The following is an 18552-nucleotide window of genomic DNA, read 5'->3' on the forward strand; positions in this document are numbered from 1 at the left end:
AGTAAGGCGCGGTCGTGCGCCGTCAGGTAAGGCCTTCAGAGAAAGCCGTCAGGGAAAGATGGAATGGCTCGGCCGCAGTTCGACGGCGGCCGGAGTGCCGTTCTGAAGGGAGACTCTACCCTTGTGGATCACACCGTCGCGCCTGGCTTCGACGATCACTTGCCCGCTATGGACGAAAGCTGCGTCGATTTCCTCGGGAGGCGTGACGATCTGGATGTCGTGGTAGCCCTTTTCCTCCAGAAACGAGGTGATCCGGCAGGAGATCGTCTGGCTGAGGGTCTCGTCCGAACCGCCCCGCGAGGGATCGGCGCCATCCGAGGCGTGCGGCCGATCCTCCCTGGAAGCGGACGGTGCCGGGTTGGCTCCCGCCGCGGCGCCCGAGGGAGTGAACTGCGTCGAGGCCATCGCCGCCAGCGTGTTGGCGAGCTGACTGGTTCCCGCCTTCTGCGCCCGTTCGAGCCGCTCGAGCGAATCGACCACTCGGTCGACGGTAGGGCTCAGCCAGTCAGGCTTCCCTGCGCTGGTCCCGCCCCCACCTCCCGAGCCAATCGCCCCCCGTGCGAGGCGGTCAGCCACCTCCTTGAGAGCGCGCTGCTGGCGCTCCTCGCGGGCGGCCGCGTCCGCTGTTTGCTTCGCCGCCTGCTTGCGGAGCAGCTCCTCGATCGCACCGAGCTTCGATACGCCCAGGAAGACCCCCGCGGCGATCGCGGAGAGCAGGATCATGGCCAGGGACGCCATCAGGATGTCGAAAGCCGTATCCGGCGGCGCCTTCAGCTGTTCGAACGGCAGGGGGGCGTCCGTGAACGGTGAACCGTTGGAGGGTCCCTGGAGCCAGACGGCGCTGAGTGCGAGGAGGTACATGGCGTGGGAAGATAGCAAAGGAGCCGCCGCTGGACGCTCCGTTCTTTGGCCTGGGCGGGTGGGATGGCGCCTCCCCGATCCCTACCATGGCGGCCATGATCCGCATCGCCTCCCTTGTGGCCTTCCTCGCCGTCGTTGCCGCGCTGGTCTTCGTCCCCGGGGTCAGCCCCTCGCGGCTCGCCACCAAGCAGGCGGGCGAGCTCCTGACCGCCACCCTCACCGTCCCGGGTCCGGATGGGAAGGACGTCGAGCGCCCACTTTGGAAGGACATCCTGGAGTCCAGAGCCGTGGTGACGGAGCTGGACGAGAATGGCCTCGAGGCAAGGGTTCTGCGCGTGGGCGGCGCGGGCTTCCTCACCGACATCCGCCGCGAAGGCGAGGGCTACGATTTCCTCTGGCCGAGCGAGGTCGCCAAGTCCGTCGTGCGCGAGCTACGCTCGATCGTCGAGGAGGAAAAGCTAGACATCTCGATCGAGGCCTACAAGAAGCCCGACCCCGACGGTTTCACGGTCCTCGCGGACGTGAAAGAAGACACCTATCGGCTGACCGCCACGATCGGCAGGTCCCCGGGCGAGGAGTTCCTCGGCTCGCGCGAGGTTCCTCGGAAGCGCGTCTCCAAGCTGTCGCTGCTGCCGCCGCTCGTCGCGATCTTCTTCGCGATTCTTCTGCGCCGACCGATCATCGCGCTCTTCTCTGGCGTCTGGGTAGGCGCCTTCCTCGTGCGCTGGCTCGCGGGCGAGTCCGCGGCCACGGCGCCGCTCGGGGGATTCAAGGACGTCTTCACGAAGTACCTCGGGGAGCAACTGAAGAGCCAGGCGCGCACGGAGATCATCCTCTTCGTCGTGTTCATGCTGGCGATGGTCGGCATCCTCACGCGTGCAGGTGGCATCCGCGGGATCATGAACTCGATCGCGGGCCTGGCGCGCGACGCTCGGAAGACCCAGATCGCCACGTGGCTGATGGGCCTGACCATCTTCTTCGACGACTACGCGAACACGATCCTCGTCGGATCCACCATGCGGCCGCTCGCGGACAAATACCGCGTCGCCCGCGAGAAGCTCGCGTACATCGTCGACAGCACCGCCGCGCCCGTCGCGGGCGTATCGATTCTCTCCACGTGGATCGCGTTCGAGGTCTCGACGTTCAGCGCCCAGCTCCCGGACGCTGGCCTCGGCGCCAACCAGGGCTACGCGATTTTCCTGCAGACCCTGCCCTTCCGCTTCTACTGCTGGTTCACGCTGATCTTCGTCGGCATGATCGTGCTCTCGGGCCGTGACTTCGGGCCGATGCTGACGGCGGAACGCCGCGCGCGCAGCGGCAAGCTACTGCGCGACGGCGCCACACCGCTGGTGGGCAAAGCCGCCACGGAACTGGAGGCTCGGGAGGGCGTGGAGCCGCGCGCGACGACGGCGCTGCTTCCGCTCGCCGTGTTCGTGTTCACGACGCTCGGCACGATCATCTATACCGGCTGCAAGGGGCTCGGCGTCTTCGCCGAGAAAGGCAGCGAGGCGGCCGCCAAGCTGGAGCTGCTCTCTCCTTTGCAGTTCGCGACCGGCATCCTCTACGAGGGAAGCGGAGAGACGCCGCTGATGTACGGCGCCATCGCTGGCTTCGTCGTGGCAGCCATCCTCGCCCTCCTGCGGGGCCTCGGCGCGGGAGAGATCCTGATGGCCGCACTCAACAGCCTGAAGGCCATGGGGGTTGCGATCGTGATCCTGTACCTGGCCTGGATGGTCGGCGCAGCTTGCAGTGATCTCAGCACTGCCGCGTACCTGTCGGCCACGCTGACGGAGGCGATCCCGTACATGCTGCTACCGGTCATCCTCTTCTTGCTGGCCGGCCTCATCGCGTTCTCGACGGGCTCGTCGTGGAGCACGATGACCATCCTCCTGCCGCTCGTCATCGGACTCGCCTACGACATCGGCTTCGCGGGCACGCCCGAGGGATTCGACCCGCGCACGTTCGGCCTCGGCCTCATGGTCATCAGCATCGGCGCGGTGCTCGAGGGCGCGATCTTCGGTGACCACTGCTCCCCCATCTCCGACACGACGGTCATGTCCTCGATCGCCTGCGCGTCGGACCACGTGGACCACGTGCGAACCCAGGCCCCCTACGCGCTCCTCACCATGTTCGTCGCGCTGTTCGTGGGCTACCTCCCGGTGACCTTCTTCCAGTTGCCCTGGTGGATCGCCCTCCTCGCCGGTTCCGCGGTCCTGTGGGGCTTCCTGATGCTGAAAGGGAAGCGCGCCGATGTCGCCTGACGAAGAGCCGGAAGCACGCACGGATTCGGAAGCTCCGGAGAAAGGGCTCGGCAGGCGCATCGCGCTCGCCGTGGTGCTCGGTCTCGGGGTCTACATCGCCATGGCCCTGTGGGCCGACATCGGCGGCATCGGAGACGCTCTCGCGGAGGTGCCGCTGTGGGCCCCCCTCGCGGCCTGCGCACTGTCGCTCCTCAACTACGCGATTCGTTTTCCCCGCTGGCAGCGCTACCTCCGGATCACGGGGTCCAGCGTGTCCGGCTGGGCCTCGGCCAGGATCTACCTCGCGGGACTCAGCCTGACGGTCTCGCCCGGCAAGGTAGGCGAGGCGATGAAGTCCTGGCTCCTGCGCGACCAGGACGGGACGCCGATCGCGCGCAGTGCGCCCATCGTGCTCGCCGAGCGCGTCACGGACCTCCTCGGCTTCCTCGTCCTCATCGCCATCTCGGCGTCGGGTAGCGAGCACCTCTGGATCACCCTCGCCACGGTGGGCCTGAGCGCCGCGGTGCTCGCGGTGGTCGCCTCTCGCAAGGTCGGCGATCTCATCGTCGCAACGGCGCGGCGCTTTCCATCGGCGATCGCGCGGCGCGCGGGCAGGATCGAGGAGACGCTGGATTCCGCGCGGGGACTGCTGGCTCCGCGGGAGCTTCCGCTCGCCACGCTGCTCGCCGCGTGCGGTTGGTTCCTGGAGTGCGTGGGCTGCTGGATCATCGCGAACTCGGTGCTTCCTGCCGCCGCCGTGGCGGTGGGCGCGCCTCCGATTCCGGAGCTGAGCCTCGCGGCCGTCACCTACGCCTTCGCCCTCGCCGCGGTCGCTGGCGCGATCGTCGTCATCGCCCCCGGCGGCCTCGGCGTGACGGAGGGGCTCCTCACCGGGCTGCTGGAGGGCGGCTACCGGACCGCAGGCTTCGCCACCCAGATCGCGCGCTCGAAGGCGCTGGCCGTGACGCTGGTCACCCGCCTCTGTACCCTCTGGTTCGCCATGGGCGTGGGGCTCCTGGCCCTGCAGCTCCACCGCCGCCTGGCGCGCCGTTCCGCGCCAGGAACGCCATCCAGCCCCCCCTCTGGCTGATTCCCAGGGCGCCCCGGGGCATCTGACGTGCCTGCGAGCCGGGGCACCTGACGGATTCTTCAGCGGAAGGCGTCCATAGATGACGCAGCGCTCACCCGACTCCGTCATGCTCACGTCCGTCATGAAAGATCCACTTGGCTCCCGCACCTCCAGCCCCTTCGCCTTCCCCTCTTTGGCGCTGCCCCTGCTGGCCCTGCCCCTGTGGGGCCTGGCGACGGCCTGCACCTCGGGCGAGGATCTGATCGACGTCGAGCCGCCGACGATCCAGCCGGAACCGGACTCGGTCCTCGACCGCGCGGCGGCTCTGGGCTTCGGCCAGTTCGTGGCGCTCGCGAAGGCCTCGACCCATCGCGCATTGCTGGAGAGCGACACGGCCGTCACGGTCTTCGCCCCTTCGGATGCGGCCTTTGCCATGCTTCCTGCAGGTGAGCTGCTCGGCCTCTTCGAGCCGGGCGCCCTGGCGGAACTCGACGCCTTCGTCGGCTACCACATCACCACGGGTGAGCTCGATACGGCGGCCCTCTCGGGGATCGACCAGGTCGCCATGCTCGGAATGGACGACGCATTCGTCGATTCCCTGGGCACCCAGTTGATCATCAACGATGCGCGCATCGTGAGCTCCGATGATGGCGGTGACAATGGCTGGCTCCATGGGGTCGACACGGTCCTCGAAAGGCCGCTTCCCGTGATCGAAACGCTGGAGCGTCGCGGCTTCGAGACGCTCGCCGAACTCATTCAGCTGAGCGGGCTCAGCGGTTCGATCCAGGGCGGCGCGCTGACCCTGCTCGCGCCGACGGACGCCGCGTTCGATGCTTTGCCCGCGGGCGAACTCGACGACCTGCGTGACCCCGCGATGCAGGCGGCGCTTCAAGACCGCCTCGAGCTCCATCTCGTCGGCGGCGCCAGCACCGGCACGACCCTCGTCGACGCCGAGTCGAGCCTGAATCTCGGGGGCTCCTTCCTCTTCTGGAACCGCGACGTCGACGGCGTCCCCACCGCCAACGGTACGGCGTTCGAATCCGTCAACATCCGCTGCACCGACGGCGTCATCCACGTCATCGGGTCCGTCTTCGCCGAGCTCCCGACGGTCGGCGAGCAGATGATGGCGCAGGGCCTCATGACGCTCGGATCACTCGCCTTTGCGGGTGGACTCGAGGCGGACTTCGGGACGCTCTCGCCGCTCACGGTCTTCGGACCGAGCGACCTCGCCCTCGAGCTGGGCCTGGCACCCGGGGTCATCGACGCGCTCGTCGTTCCGGCGAATCTCCCTCGGCTCCAGACCTTCCTTCGCGCTCACATGGTCACCGCGCCCATCGGGTACCGAAGCCTCGTTCCTGGCACGATGTGGACCGCGCTCTCCGGTGACACCATCGACGTCACGGAACTTTCGGGAGAGACCACGCTGAACGGTAGCGTCGGACTCGCGGTGCGCGACGTCTACGCCAGCAACGGCGTGCTGCACGTCATCGACGGCGTTCTGGACGACGGTCAGTAGCCAGCGCGAGCAAGGCCACGGCGAGAAGGCCGAGGAGCGCGGCGCTGCCCGCCAGTACGGAACGAAGGAGCGCCGCGAGTCGGTCCGGTCGAATGCGCTGGCTGTCTTCGGCAGCGGGCGGCGGAGGCGGAAGCACCGGAAGACGTTGAGGCGGGGCGCTGACCGGGGAGCCAGCGGCGACTCGCTCCTCGGGCGGCAGCACCCCTTGAGGAACCGGCCGCATCCGATCGAACAGGCCGATCCAGGAGACAGCGAACGCAGCGGGATCATCGGGCGGCTCCGAGAAGCCGCCAAACCCGACACGTATCTCTCCGATCCCGGCCCCGACGAGAACGCGACCGTCGCTGTCTACCCACCAGGGCGTCACTCGCCCATCGGTCGCCGCGCCGAAGACCTCGGAAACGGTGGCCTCCCAGCCGTCCCGGCCGACTCGCCTCGACTCCACGACGGTGAAGCTCCCGTCCTCGGGCGGCGGAGAACGAGTCAGGCGCAGGTCCGCCGATCGCGCGTCCCCCCCGGTCTCGGCGCTGGCCTCGGCGCTGGCCTCGGCGCTGGCCTCGGCGTTGACCTCGGCGAGGCCGCGATCCGCCGCCCAGAGTCGCATCAGCTGAACCAGAGATTCCGGCACCCGCGGTCCGATGAAGACCTTACCCGCTTCGGCGCCTCCCACGCGAAACGACGTGGTGCCATCCGCGAGCCAGTCGATGGACCCAGCAGGCCCCGCGGCGATCGGACCCGGCAGGCTCTCGCCGCCGCTCGCAAAGAGTCCCGCGTGCTTGCGCTCGTTCGAAGGGATCGCGCGATCCGTGATCCAGACGAAACCTGGCCTATCGAAGGCGGCCCAAAGGGGCTCCGCGCGTGACACCATGGGGAGGTCACCCGCTGAACCGCTGGTGAGCGCGGGCGCCGTGACCGCTCTCCAGGATGAGGGCTCCGACGACGACAGCCGCACCAGAACGGGCGTCGCGTTCTCCGCTTCGTAGCGCTCTGCCCATGCGCGAAACGCCTCCACGGCGACGTCGATACGACGTGGACCGCCCGGATCACTCCTGCGAACAGGGTGGAACATGGACGGACTCTGATCGACGACGAGATCGATGACAACGCCCGAAAGGGGCTCGGGTGGTGCGCCCGGGCGGGCGAGCGCCAGAGTCCCGAGCAGGAGCGCTACCATCGCAACGATGAGCCAGGCGGGCACCGAGCGCCGCGCCTGGCCCTCGCTGCCCTGGACGTCCGCCTCGAAGAATCTCGCGGTGCCGAGGAAGGACTCCCGCGTGGATCGGCGCACGAGGCTGAGAGCCAAGAGCGCCACCGGCGCGGCCAGCCCGAGAAGACCCCAGGGCTCCAGGAACACCAGTTCTCCCCACGCGCTCGCGAGAGGCAGCGACTCGTACCACCACGTTTCGCCGACCATCGAAGCGGCCCTGGTCATGGAAGCAGCGCCACTCATCGAAGCAACGCCGGCAGGAACCGCTCGAAGGGATCCGCGGAACTCCAGGCGGCGTGCCCCATGGCGTGGGCGCGTGCGAGAACCTCCCAGCCTTCGACGAACCGCTCGAGTCGTCGACGATACGCGCCGAGCCGGGCGGGGCCACCGGAGGCGCCTGGATGTCGTTCCCCGGTCTCTGGGTCGACCCAGGTGACGGCCTCTGCCGGGTTCCACTCCTCGGGGCTCAAGACCTGGCCCAGATGAACGCGCCTGCGTCCGCCAGCCAGCTGCAGGACCGCGTCGTACTGGACGTCGATGAAGTCGCCGAACAGGAACACGCGCCCGGCGCCGCTGCGCCTGCGCACGAGCCCGGGGACCGTCGCCGAGGGTCCCACGAGATGCGCTTCGATGCCACCCGCAGGAGGCGTGGACGACGCGACATCGTGGGAGCCGAATGTGCGCAGATCCCCGAGCGCGGCGAACATTCGCTCCAGCTCCGGCGAACGCCCCACGTGGAGCGTGCGCAGGCCAGCCTCGGGCTGGAACCAGACGAGCGTCACCTCTGCGCCGAGTCGAAGCCCGAGTGAAATCGAAGCGGCAGCCGCTTCGGCCGCCGACTGCAGCTTGCCGGGGCGTCCGATCGCCATCGACGCGCTCGTATCGATGACGACGACCCATGCCTCGGAGGCATTGGAGCGCAGGATGCGAACGAAGGGCCGGTCGAGACGAGCGAGCAGTTCCCAGTCGAGCTGCCGAAGGTCCTCACCCGGTCGATACGGACGATGGCCGACGAACTCCTGGCCTTCGCCCTGCAGAGCCCGTTTCGACCCCACATCCTCGCGCTCACGGGCCGCGGCGAGCCTGCCTGCGAAGGTCGCGATGCGGCGGATGAGGTCCGGAGTGAACTCAACGCCAGGGACAGCGCTCATGTGCGCCGGATCGCCACGATCGTGACATCGTCCTCGCGAGCGCCTTCGGCGAACTCGAGCGCCGCCTGGGCGACCGACTCGACGGTCTCACGCGCGGAGGATCCCGCGTGACCGCGATCACTGAGGACGGCGCGAACCCCCTGCTCCTCGAAGAATCGATCGGGATGATCGGGGTGCCGCGCTTCGACGAGGCCGTCGGAGAAGGCGAGGAGGATGTCGCCGACTTCGAGGTGAAGGTCTGCGCCGGTTTCGTAGGTCAGATCGTCCATCAAGCCGAGCGCCGGCCCATCACTGGAGATCGACTCGATGGTCTTGGTCGCCGCTCGCCAGATGAGCGGAGGCGTGTGGCCGGCATTGAGCGTCTGCACGCGGCCGTCGGGCTCCAGCTCGGCGATGAAGAGCGTCAGGAACATGCCGTCATCCATGCGCTCGCTGAGGTCAGCGTTGAGCATCGTCACCACAGACCCTGGGTCTTCCAGAACGCGGGCGTAGCTGCGCAGGCTGGCCTGGGCCGTGGCGGTCACGAGGGCGGGCCCCACACCGTGCCCGGTGACGTCCCCCACGACCGCTGCGACGCCGCCACTCTTGGTGCGAACGAAGTCGAAGAAGTCCCCGGAGGCATGCTCGGCGCTGCGGTACCAGCCGAAGAGGTCGTAGCCTTCCATCGCCGGCGGCGATTTGGGCATCAGACCCGCCTGGATTTCGGCCGCGATCTCCAGGGACCGCTCGAGACGTGCGCGCTCGATGGAGTGCAGGTTGAGCTGGGCGTTCTCCAGGGCGATGGCGATGTGCTGGGCGAGCGCGTGGAAGAGCGCGAGGTCCTCGGGCTGGAAGGCGCGGCTTGCGGCCTTCGAATCCACGTACAGCGCGCCGCGGGGCATCTCGGGAGCGCCGTCGGGCTGGCCAGCGGCCCCGCCGCGCGGCACCAGCGGCACGCACATGACCGCGCGAAGCTTGAGGTCGTACACGGAGTTACCGAGCGCGAGGTCGTCCGCGTTCTTTTGCACCGTCGTGCGGAGGGGCGCCTGCTCCTCGATCACGCGCTGGACCACGGACGTGCTGTACTTGACGTCGCGACCGACCGAGCGGCACTGACGATCGCCGTCGAGTTCGCGGGCGACGCGGACGACCTGCGCCTGGGCCTCGTCGTCGTAGAGGACGAGGAAGCCCCGTTCGGCGCCGGTGGCCTGGATCGAGCTGTCGACCACGTAGTCGAGGAGCGACTCCAGGTCCCGGGACAAGGAGACGCGGGCGATCGCGTCCAAGAGCACGTCCAGCGATCGGGAGTCCTCGCCGGTATCGCCACGAAGGAAAGTGGTCGAGTGGCCGTCCTCACCGCCTTCCCCCCCGGAGCCGCGCTGGACTCGATCCTGGCCAGGTCGTTGCGAGCCTCGCCCTGAAGCCGCGAGATTCGCGGCCGTGCGGGCGGCGCTGCCCGCTCCCCCAGCGCCCTGATGGCCAGCGCCCTGATGGCCAGCGCCCTTGTGGCCAGCGTCGTCAGCCGAGGAGCCCGAAGCGTTCCCCGTTGAGGTATTCGAGGTTGCCCCGATTGCGCCGTCAGGCTGCGGACGTCTCTTCCAAAAAGCCATGGGAGGATCTTACCCAACTGGCCATCGCAGGAGGCCACGCGCGTGACCTGAAAGAGAGGCCGATCGGCAGTCCCAGGGGGTCCGGAATGGCTGACCAGCCCACGATTCCCTTCGTACCCCCCTGGTTTCCCTTGCGGCGGGTGTCTGCGCCCAGGAGACTGTGCGGCCAGCCTCCGTGCTGCGTTGGACTCCGATTCCAGGGGGTCCTCTCCCCAGACGTTCCCCCAGCCCGTTTCCACTCCCGATGCATATCACAGCCGAGCCAGGCGAGAGCCACGTCGTTCTCCACCTCCGCGGAGAGTTCGATACTTACTACTGCCACCTCCTCGAGGAGGAGATTGCGGCCGTGCAGAAGAGCGGGATGCAGCTGGTGGTCCTGAATCTGCGGCTCGTCAAGTTCATCAACTCCACGGCGCTCGGAGCCATCATCAAGGCCTCCAAGGCCCTGACCAGGAATGGCGGCATGCTGGTGATCTCGCGCCCGTCCGCGTTCTGCCGAGACATCATCGAAAAGGTCGGCCTGAACCGCGTCGTTCCGGTCGCCGAGACCGACGAAGAGGCCATCACGATGCTCATCGAGAAGGCCAAGCCCGCGGCGCAGTCGGATGGCCCGTCGGAAGAGGATCCGTCGTCCGTGATCTTCCGAATGGCGGACATGGCGCGCCTGCGCCACTTCGTCGAACAGGAGAAGGCCAAGAACCCGCTGCACGGCCACGCGTTCGGTGACAACTGGGCCGGCATCGGACGGATGTCCGGACTCGATGAGGACGGGCTGCGGTTCACGTGGAACGGGGGCAAGACGGATCTCACCGCCTTCGACATGGGCCAGATGCTCAGCGTTGGCACCGAGTTGCTCGTGAAGTTCCGCCTGCCGCTGCTTCAGCGCGGCTACGTCGAAGCCAAGGTGACGGTCTCCTTCCTCGAGGAGCGGGCCGACGGCGTCAAGGTCGGATGTCGCTTCGTGGAGATCGACGACGAGACGCGCGCAGCCGTGGGTCAGTACGCGCAGGACATGGCCTTCCTCAAGGAAGAGCTGCGCAAGGCGACCGACCAGTAGAACTGGTCCTTCAGAGAGGGCCTTTCAGGGGCGGGCACACGGGACTTTCGGGGGCGGGCACAGGGAACTCTCGCGTCGAGCGCGTCTCATCCGGCGGCGAGTTCTCCCCCTTCGTGGGGTGATTCGTTCGACGCCCGCGCCGAGAGGTCCAGGGTGACCTCCTCCTGGTGCTGACGCTGGTTGGCGGGCCGGGATTGGCGCGCTGCGCGCTCCTGGACGGCTCCCAACAGGGTGGCCTCGAATCGGTCGGCGATCTTCGGCCAGGAGAAGTGCTCTTTCGCCCGAACGCGCGCGGCGTTGCCCCACCTCGCTCTTCGCTTGGGATCGGAGGAGAGCCTGGAGATGGCCTGGGTCCAGGCCTCCAGATCCCCTGCCCGGACGACGAGGCCGCTCTCGTCATGGACGACCATCCCCCCGAGGCGATCGACGTCGGACACGAGCACCGGAATGCCGCAGGCCATCGCCCGACGGATCTTCGGGCTGGCGACATCGTCGTCGATCGCCGGGACGAGCAGGGCGGTCGACGCTCCGAGAAGTCCAGGGAGCTCCTCCGTCGCAGGAACCGGCGTCCAGTGCACCCGAGCGCCAACGCCGAGCCGATCGGCCTGGGCACGGAGCACGTCGCGATGCGACCCGACGCCTGCGAAGACGAGGCTCCAATCGCCGCGACGCCCCACGGTCCTCGCGAAAGCGTCGATCAGCACCTCGATGCCTCGCCCTGGCTCGATGCGACCGATGTGCAGCAGCACCTCACCCGCCACACCGTGGCGGTAGAGGACCTGGCTGGTCAGTCCAGGCCGATAGGTGGTGGTATCCACGCCGGAACGCAGGACCGTAACCAGGCCGGGATCGAATCCCTCCTGGTGCGCTTGCGCCTCCGCGGCCGGATCCAGCGCAATCACATGGACGGCCGTGCGGCGAACGAATCTACCCCAGGCGCGGGCTCCGAAGTAGCGCAGTCCGCGCTCGACGGGCTTCCCACGGTCGGGGAACCCCTCTTCGACGAGGATCAGCGGAACGTCCAGCTTCCGCGCCGCCCGCGCGCTGCGCCAGGCAGCGGGCGAGAGTCCGTCGTACGCGACGATCACGTCGGGCTGGAATCGAACCAGTCCCGCGCGCTCCAGCGGCGCGGAGCCCTCCTCGGTGGCCGCCTCGAGCTGCGATTGCGGAATCCCGCCGATCACGTCACCGAAGGCCCGTACCGCATGTCCTCTTCCGAGCAGCTCCCGCGCCACCCACGGCGCGTGATCGCCGCCCTTGCGACGCAGCGTGAAGGGGTTGAGTACCAGCGCGATCCTGAGGCTGGCGGGCGGCGCAGGCGACTCGTCCGTCGTGGCTAGGAGCGTGTTGCGCATGGAGGGATTCGAGTCGTGCGTTGCCTGGATAGCGAGACAAGGCGATTACGATCCCACGCGTGGCCGCGGTCACGTGGGTTGGAATCTACGCAGTCTTGCGTTTCGGGAAACGTGCCAAGCGGGCTCGCCCATGCGCAGCATGCTCCCGGGGCCGGAAAGTGATTCTTTGGTTCCATCGAACGGCGGTTCCATCGCGCGGGGAATGACCGCGAGCGGCTGCGATAGGATCCCTGTGATTCAACATCGAAAGGTCGAACGGTCCAACATGAAGCCAGACCTCGCAGATCGGCCACGAGGTCACTCACTCGGCGAAATCGCCCCATGCTGGATCACGAAAGAGAGCCGATGTTGGCCCTCGGCCGAACGGTGTAATCTCGCGACATGACGGGCTCGCGCGCTGCCCAAAGTCGCAGAACGGAGACGTGGCGCCGGGTGACGTCCATGGGGATCGACATGGCGTTTTCGTTCGGTGGGTGGTGCCCCAAAAAGGTCCGCTGAATCCCTTTCGAACCGGAAGAACTGTCCGGATCCCGCGGGGATGACCGCTCCGAACATGTTCGACAGAGACGCCTTTTTCGGCTTGACCCACGCGCTGCACTGCCGACACCCAAAGGACCCGGCGGCGCACCGCCTTGACTCCCTTTTTTCGCCTCGAGACGACGCCAGTATTTTCGAATGAATCCCCATCCTCACCACCTCGGCGCGTCCTCGGAGGGCGCGGTCCCTCAGAGCCCGATTCCCCAGCAGCCGCCGAGCTGGGGACCGCCCACCCGGGGCGTATTCGTCAACGTACTCGGGACCATCGTGGCGCCCCTGGAGAACGGGAACTTCCCCGAGATTGGCGACGCTGTGTTCTACGAGGGCGTTCTGGACGGGCTCTTCAAGGTGACGCAATCCGGCTGGAACCTCTACCTGATGGGCAACATCGACTCCGTGGCCTTTGGACGACAAGGTGTCGAGGAGTGGAGGTCTTTCTCCAAGGGACTCCACGACCATCTTCGCGGGCACGGGATCAAGCTCAAGCGGGACTACTGCTGCATCGACCATCCCGAAGGCGTGAAGGGCCAGAACAACGATTCCGTGTACCTGCTGCCTGGAACGGGGGCCATGCACCACGCCGCCCAGGCGGACGGGGTCAACCTGAGCGTGTCCTGGGTCATCGGGGACAGCACGGTCGAACTCGTCGCAGGCTGGCGCGCAGACTGCCGGCTCGTGGCCGTCCAGACGGGCCAGGGCCTCCGTGACGGTGCCTTCCAGGTGGAACCGGAGCTGTGGTCGCGGACGGCCGCAGGCGCGCTCAAGGAGATCTCGAACGACCTCACGATGCTTCGCCGCGTGGCTTGACCGGATCGGCGTCTACGGATCGACAGAAAGGCGCGGCCCCGCTCGATGGTAGACATCGACGGGGCCGCGCCTTCGTTCGGGGCCACCAAACGGGGCCACCGGACGGGTCCACCGGACGGGTCCACCGGACGGGGGCACCGGACGGGGGCGCGTTACCGCGCGAGTTCGCTGAAGGATGGACGGCCGATGGCCGGCTCCTTCTCTTCGATCTCGCCGAAGCTCATGCGGAGTTCGCCGCTCCTCTCGAAGACAGCGACCGCACCAGGGCTCAGCAGGTAGTCCACGCCCGGCGCGAAGCACCAGCGCGGCGAAGGCGAACTCGCGCTGACGAAGACCTTGACGCGTCCAGCACCCAGCACGCGCACCTCGACGCCGCTGCCACGCTCGGCGGCCACTTCCCCGACTCCGTTCAGAGCAGACAGGGCCAGGCCGCGCCACTCGCTCGGGAGAAAGGGTTTCTTCGGCCGCGGTCTCGATTCGGGGTCGACGGCCTTCGACGGACTCGGGTTCTCCACGGGCCCATCGACGGCGCCGACGCCCGGGCTCTGGACGCTCGCCACGGGCCCCGTGTCGGGGCGACGCGGGAGTTCGACGCGGGCGAAGTCCACCACGCCGGGGCGGGTGACGATCTCGACCCTGGGCGTCTCGCCGGGCCGTCCACCGGGGCCGATCGGAACCTGAGCGTAGGTCTGCCCCTCGTGCCGCTGGCGCCGAAGTGGCCTCACATGGCTGGAGCCATCGGCCTGATAGACGCGGAGCCGCCCGATCTCACCGTCCGTCGCCCCCGGCAGCTCGTCGAGCCGCTGGGTCTCGTGACGCAGGACCTCTCGCTCCTTCACCTGGGCCTCGGAGTCCGCGCGCTCACGCCAGGGCCAATCCTCGTTTCCACCGTCGGACCGCCAGGCTTCAGATCGGCCCGAAGCGCCGCCTGCCCCCCCGCTCAGACCCTCCAGACGTTCGTACCGCGGGCGATCGAGCCGGACGCTCGAGCCTGGATAGACGGACACTGGCGGACGGGCGCGCGTCTCATCCCCCCGCCAGTCCAGGGTCACGGCCGAGCCGGCATCATGGCGCAGCTCGGTCGGGCCGCCCGCCAGTGAACGGAGGTGGAAAGAACTTCTGCCGAACCGCGCTCTCCAGTCCGCCGGAAGCTCCATGGAATGCACGCCAGAGCGGACATCGATGTCCGCCCACCCGAGCTCGTGGAAGACGAGCTCGATTCCCTGTGGACCGCGCCGCCACTCGATCGAGGAGGGACCGAAGACGTCCAGCGTCATCTCTCCGTCGAGGCTGATGCGCGCTTGCGAACCCGACGTGACCTCGAGCTGGGCGTCGCCCCCCGACACCCGCGAGGCGCCGCGCCGGAGCGCGACCTTTCCCTCAGACTCGGAGATCAGGGTCGATCGACCCTGGGCGACGCTGATTCGCGCCGCCAGCAGGGGCGCCGCGACCTCGACTCTGCTGTCCTGCGCGGGGAACGCGCGGGGAGCCGCGGCGAGGGGAGTCGACAGGCTCGCGGCGGCGGCCGCAAGCAGCACCGGTGTCCTCAGCGAGGATCGCCGGCCGCGCAAGGTGGCAAAACGGGAAGCAGTGGATACAGGTCGAGGCATCGGAGCGGCTGGCAGCAGGACTTCGGGGCGACAGCGGATGGGCGCCCAAAAATACACGTGCATCGGGCATGGATGCCTCGGCGCTTGGAGCGCAGGCACCGGCCTTGCCTATCGACCAAAAAATGCCGCCGGGTTGAGGATGGACCCGGGCCTCAGGACCCAGGACCCAGGACCCAGGACTCAACCAGGGGGCCTCAAGCCTCTTTGATCCCTGCCAACCGCTTTCGAAGGTAGCTTGCGCGGAGCTTGTCCCGTTCCGAGGTATCCAGGAGCTCGCCCTGGTCGCCTGGAGCGGTCAGCACCTGGATGTGCCCACGCTGCACGTGCAGACCCAGTTCGTTCAGAACGTCGATGCGAGCCCCACCGAAAAGTCCCGTGTGCAGACCCAATCGCACGTTCGAGAGGTGCGCGAGGGCGGCGTCCGTGGGCATGGCACGGGACGTTCGGAGCATGCCGAAGGACTGGGAAATGCGGTCGTGCAGCGCTGGCCGCATTTCACGCACCAGGGTCTCTCGCATGCGCCGCTCGAACCGGACGATCTCGGGCACGAGGGCGCGAAGGTCGTCGATGAGGTTGCGCTCGGAGCGGCCGAGCGTGATCTGGTTGCTGATCTGGTAGAGGTCACCGGCGGCGCGACTCCCCTCCCCGTGCATGCCTCGAACCGCCAGGCCCGTGCGCTGGGCAGCAGCGAAGACCTTCTCCAGCTCGGAACGGACCATCCCCAGCGCCGGGAGGTGGAGCATGACCGAGGCCCGCAGCCCCGTTCCCACGTTCGTGGGACAGCCGGTGAGGTACCCCAGCGTCTCGGAGGTCGCGAACGACATGCGATCCTCGAGGAAGCGGTCGAGGATCTCCGCGCGCTGCCAGGCCAGATCGAGGTCCATGCCCGCGGCCATGGCCTGGAGGCGGACGTGGTCCTCTTCATTGACCATGACCGACACGGTCTCGGACTCTCCGAACGCCACGGCCCTGCCGGGCGACGTGGACGAGGAGTCGCGTGGAAGCAGGTCTCGGCTCACCAGGTTCCGCTCCAGGAGAAGGAGCCGCAGGACGGGTGGCGCCTCGGCCATGGGGACCCACCGGGTCTCCCCGTCCAGCCTGGCGTCGAGCAGGGCGACCCTCAGCTCACCGCACAGGTCCTCGGCCTGCTCGGCCGAAATCTGCGACATGAACGGAACGCCGTCGATGTTCCTGGCGAGACGGACCCTGCACGAGACCACGACATCGGAGTCGGGGCCGTCTGAGCTGAGCCACGAACCCGCCTGGCGGGCGAGGGCGTTGCAGTCGATCGGTGAGTAGGCCACGTTGCGCGAGTTGATTCCGAGGGAGCCAGGAGGCCCCCTTTATAGCTCACCCCGCCTTCACATACACCCGATCGATTTCGGGGCGGCGGATTCTGGGGCCCGAATCCGCCTGACACTTCCGCCCACCCGAACCCTCCAACGGCTCCCTATTTGGCTCTTTCGAGGAGACTCGCGCGAGCGATTCCGGACGCCCCGGGCGGAGCGCCTCAATTCGGGGAAGCTCCGCGCCCTGAACGGTAGGTATCATCTGACCGGGGTCCCAGGACCCTGCCCCCGCGGCTCCCTTGGCCCGCTCTTCCCTGCCCGGGAGGAACGGATCCGAGTCCGTCGCGAGAGCCGAGAGGAAGCGCCGGCGCGGGCGTAATTGACAGCCCATCCCCCCACCCCAAATCCTTGCTCGAGCCGCAGACGATCGTCCTTGCCGTCCTGATAGGGAGCTTCTTGCTCTTTGTCACGGACGCCGTGCGCTATGAGCTGACCGCCCTCGGCGTCGTCGTCGTGCTCGTGCTGTCGGGTTGCCTGACCGTGGAGGAGGGCTTCCAGGGGTTCTCCAGCAACGCCGTCGTCCTCATCGCTTCGATGTACATCTTCGGGCATGCCTTCACCAAGAGCGGGCTCGCCGAGGGCCTCGGAAGGCGCATGATCGGTCGGAGCAAGCCCCAGCCCGACCCGTCGCAGGGTGGCACCCTGACCGGGCGTGTCCACGAGGCCGGGCTGGTCCTTCGAATGACCGTCGCATCGGGGGTCCTTTCGTCCGTCCTCTCCAACACGGGCGTCGTGGCGACGCTGATTCCGGTCGCCAGCTCCATCAGCCGCAAGATGCGGATCCCTCTTTCCAAGCTGCTGCTGCCCTTGGCCTTCGGCAGCCTCGTCGGCGGACTCGTCACGGTCATCGCCACCTCGACGAACATCGCGATCAATGACCTGCTCCGCGAAATCGAGGGGAGCGGCGGCCCTTTCGGGCTCTTCGAGTTCAGCCAGCTCGGGCTGGTCTTGCTGCTCGTCACCACGCTCTACTTCGCCGGTCCGGGTCGGTGGCTCCTCCCCACGTCCAGCGTCGAAGAGACCCTGTCCGAACGCTACCAGGTCCCCAAGTTCGTGACCGAAGTCCTGGTCGAACCGACCAGTGAACTCATCAACCGCAACGTCGCCGACATCGACATGTTCCAGCGGTTCAACGTCGCCGTCCTGGGGATCGTCCGTGCCGGCGGTGAGCGTCCTGTCCTGGCGCCCGGCCCCTACAACCGCGTGCGTGCCCAGGACACACTCATCCTTCAAGGTGCACCCGACGACGTACTCCGACTCTCGGAAGTGCTCCCCATACGCCGGCGGGAGTCCGTGGAGGCCGGCGATACGCGTCTCTATTCCGATGACGTGCGACTCGTCGAAGCGGTGATCCCTGCTGGCTCGGAGTACATCGGCCAGTCGCTGGCCTCCTCCGAGTTTCGTACTCGCACGGGCCTCAACGTGCTCGCGATGTCGCGGCACGGCGAACTCCAGCTGAAACGCCTCCAGGAGGTGACGCTCGATATTGGCGATACACTCCTCGTGCAAGGACACCTGCCCGACATTTCCCGCGCGCGTCGCCAGCGCCAGCTTCTCGTGCTGGACGAAGTCCAGGCTCCGATCGCGAGCCGGCGTAGCTGGATCGTGCTCGCCACGCTGGCCACGGTTCTCCTCGGAGCGGCCTTCACCGATCAACCCCTCGCGATCCTTGGCATGGCGGGAGCCCTCGTGCTCGTGCTCACCAAGGTCGTCCTGCCCGATGAGGTCCCGAAGATCATCGACCTCAAAGTCATCGCTCTCGTCGGCGGGATGCTCGCGCTGGGAACCGCGTTCCAGCGCGTCGGCCTGGACAAGTCCTTCGTCCACAGCATCTCCAGCACGGTGAACGACGGCTTCTCCCACCGCGGAGCGCTGGCCCTGCTTCTCGTCGTGACGATGATCCTGACGCAGGTCCTGAACAACGTCTCCACCGCCGTCATCATGACGGGCATCGCCGTGGAACTCGCTCAGACCCTGGGGGTCTCGCCCAGGCCTCTCCTCATGGCCGTGGTCACGGGGAGCAGCCTCGCGTTCCTGTCCCCGGTGGCGCACCAGGCGAACGCGATGGTGATGGGGCCCGGGGGCTATCGGTACAAGGACTTCTTGATCGTGGGCCTGCCTCTCGCGATCCTGACGGGCGTCACCTCGGTGCTCCTCATCCCGGTCTGGTGGCCCTTCTGACGTTGTTGCGTCCGGGAGCTGCA

The 18552-nt window shown here is 67.8% G+C and carries 13 protein-coding genes; 6 read left to right on the forward strand and 7 right to left on the reverse strand.

Annotation, left to right across the window (positions count from 1 at the left end; genetic code table 11):
• Nucleotides 1-48: 48 nt before the first annotated feature.
• Entirely contained in the window at nucleotides 49-861 is an 813-nt protein-coding gene (locus Poly30_RS15390) for a hypothetical protein (protein ID WP_145198823.1), read from the reverse strand.
• Between the two features lie 95 nt (nucleotides 862-956).
• Between Poly30_RS15390 and Poly30_RS15395 the strand changes: the two genes are divergently transcribed.
• From Poly30_RS15395 to Poly30_RS15405, 3 genes are all read left to right on the forward strand, one after another.
• Entirely contained in the window at nucleotides 957-3122 is a 2166-nt protein-coding gene (locus Poly30_RS15395) for a Na+/H+ antiporter NhaC family protein (RefSeq protein WP_419190224.1), read from the forward strand.
• The gene (locus tag Poly30_RS15400) at nucleotides 3112-4191 is read left to right on the forward strand and encodes a lysylphosphatidylglycerol synthase transmembrane domain-containing protein (RefSeq protein WP_145198829.1); all 1080 of its coding nucleotides are present in this window, start codon (nucleotides 3112-3114) and stop codon (nucleotides 4189-4191) included. The genes Poly30_RS15395 and Poly30_RS15400 overlap by 11 nt, the downstream gene beginning before the upstream one ends.
• 121 nt (nucleotides 4192-4312) lie before the next feature.
• Complete coding sequence (locus Poly30_RS15405; RefSeq protein ID WP_419190225.1) at nucleotides 4313-5686, forward strand: fasciclin domain-containing protein; 1374 nt, start codon at nucleotides 4313-4315, stop codon at nucleotides 5684-5686.
• Here Poly30_RS15405 and Poly30_RS15410 read toward each other — a convergent pair.
• Genes Poly30_RS15410 through Poly30_RS15420 form a run of 3 tightly spaced genes read right to left on the reverse strand, consistent with a single transcriptional unit; the run spans nucleotide 5655 to nucleotide 9315 of the window.
• A complete protein-coding gene (locus Poly30_RS15410) occupies nucleotides 5655-7118 on the reverse strand; it encodes a hypothetical protein (RefSeq protein ID WP_419190226.1) in 1464 nt (487 codons plus the stop codon). The two genes, Poly30_RS15405 and Poly30_RS15410, sit on opposite strands and share 32 nt — an antisense overlap.
• A gap of 14 nt (nucleotides 7119-7132) precedes the next feature.
• On the reverse strand, nucleotides 7133-8044 hold the full coding sequence (locus tag Poly30_RS15415; protein ID WP_145198838.1) for a DUF58 domain-containing protein: 912 nt from the start codon (nucleotides 8042-8044) through the stop codon (nucleotides 7133-7135).
• Nucleotides 8041-9315 carry a PP2C family protein-serine/threonine phosphatase gene (locus tag Poly30_RS15420; RefSeq protein WP_419190227.1) on the reverse strand — a complete coding sequence of 425 codons (1275 nt, stop codon included), beginning with the start codon at nucleotides 9313-9315 and terminating at the stop codon, nucleotides 8041-8043. The genes Poly30_RS15415 and Poly30_RS15420 overlap by 4 nt, the downstream gene beginning before the upstream one ends.
• Before the next feature lie 562 nt (nucleotides 9316-9877).
• Between Poly30_RS15420 and Poly30_RS15425 the strand changes: the two genes are divergently transcribed.
• Nucleotides 9878-10690 (forward strand): STAS domain-containing protein, encoded by an 813-nt coding sequence (locus Poly30_RS15425; protein WP_145198844.1) that lies wholly within the window; start codon nucleotides 9878-9880, stop codon nucleotides 10688-10690.
• An 86-nt stretch (nucleotides 10691-10776) separates the two neighbouring features.
• Here Poly30_RS15425 and Poly30_RS15430 read toward each other — a convergent pair whose 3' ends face one another.
• Complete coding sequence (locus tag Poly30_RS15430; RefSeq protein ID WP_145198847.1) at nucleotides 10777-12045, reverse strand: glycosyltransferase family 4 protein; 1269 nt, start codon at nucleotides 12043-12045, stop codon at nucleotides 10777-10779.
• A gap of 675 nt (nucleotides 12046-12720) precedes the next feature.
• Here Poly30_RS15430 and Poly30_RS15435 point away from each other — a divergent pair.
• Entirely contained in the window at nucleotides 12721-13389 is a 669-nt protein-coding gene (locus Poly30_RS15435; RefSeq protein ID WP_145198850.1) for a hypothetical protein, read from the forward strand.
• Nucleotides 13390-13541: 152 nt separating this feature from the next.
• Here the strand turns inward: Poly30_RS15435 and Poly30_RS15440 are convergent, their stop codons facing one another.
• Entirely contained in the window at nucleotides 13542-14927 is a 1386-nt protein-coding gene (locus Poly30_RS15440; protein WP_145198853.1) for a hypothetical protein, read from the reverse strand.
• A 266-nt stretch (nucleotides 14928-15193) separates the two neighbouring features.
• On the reverse strand, nucleotides 15194-16303 hold the full coding sequence (locus tag Poly30_RS15445) for an ATP--guanido phosphotransferase (protein WP_419190228.1): 1110 nt from the start codon (nucleotides 16301-16303) through the stop codon (nucleotides 15194-15196).
• A 363-nt stretch (nucleotides 16304-16666) separates the two neighbouring features.
• On the opposite strand from Poly30_RS15445, the gene Poly30_RS15450 reads away from it, so the two are divergent.
• The gene (locus Poly30_RS15450) at nucleotides 16667-18529 is read left to right on the forward strand and encodes an SLC13 family permease (RefSeq protein WP_419191370.1); all 1863 of its coding nucleotides are present in this window, start codon (nucleotides 16667-16669) and stop codon (nucleotides 18527-18529) included.
• Nucleotides 18530-18552 lie beyond the last annotated feature (23 nt).

The sequence above is a fragment of the Saltatorellus ferox genome (assembly GCA_007751475.1).
Lineage (GTDB): Bacteria > Planctomycetota > UBA1135 > UBA1135.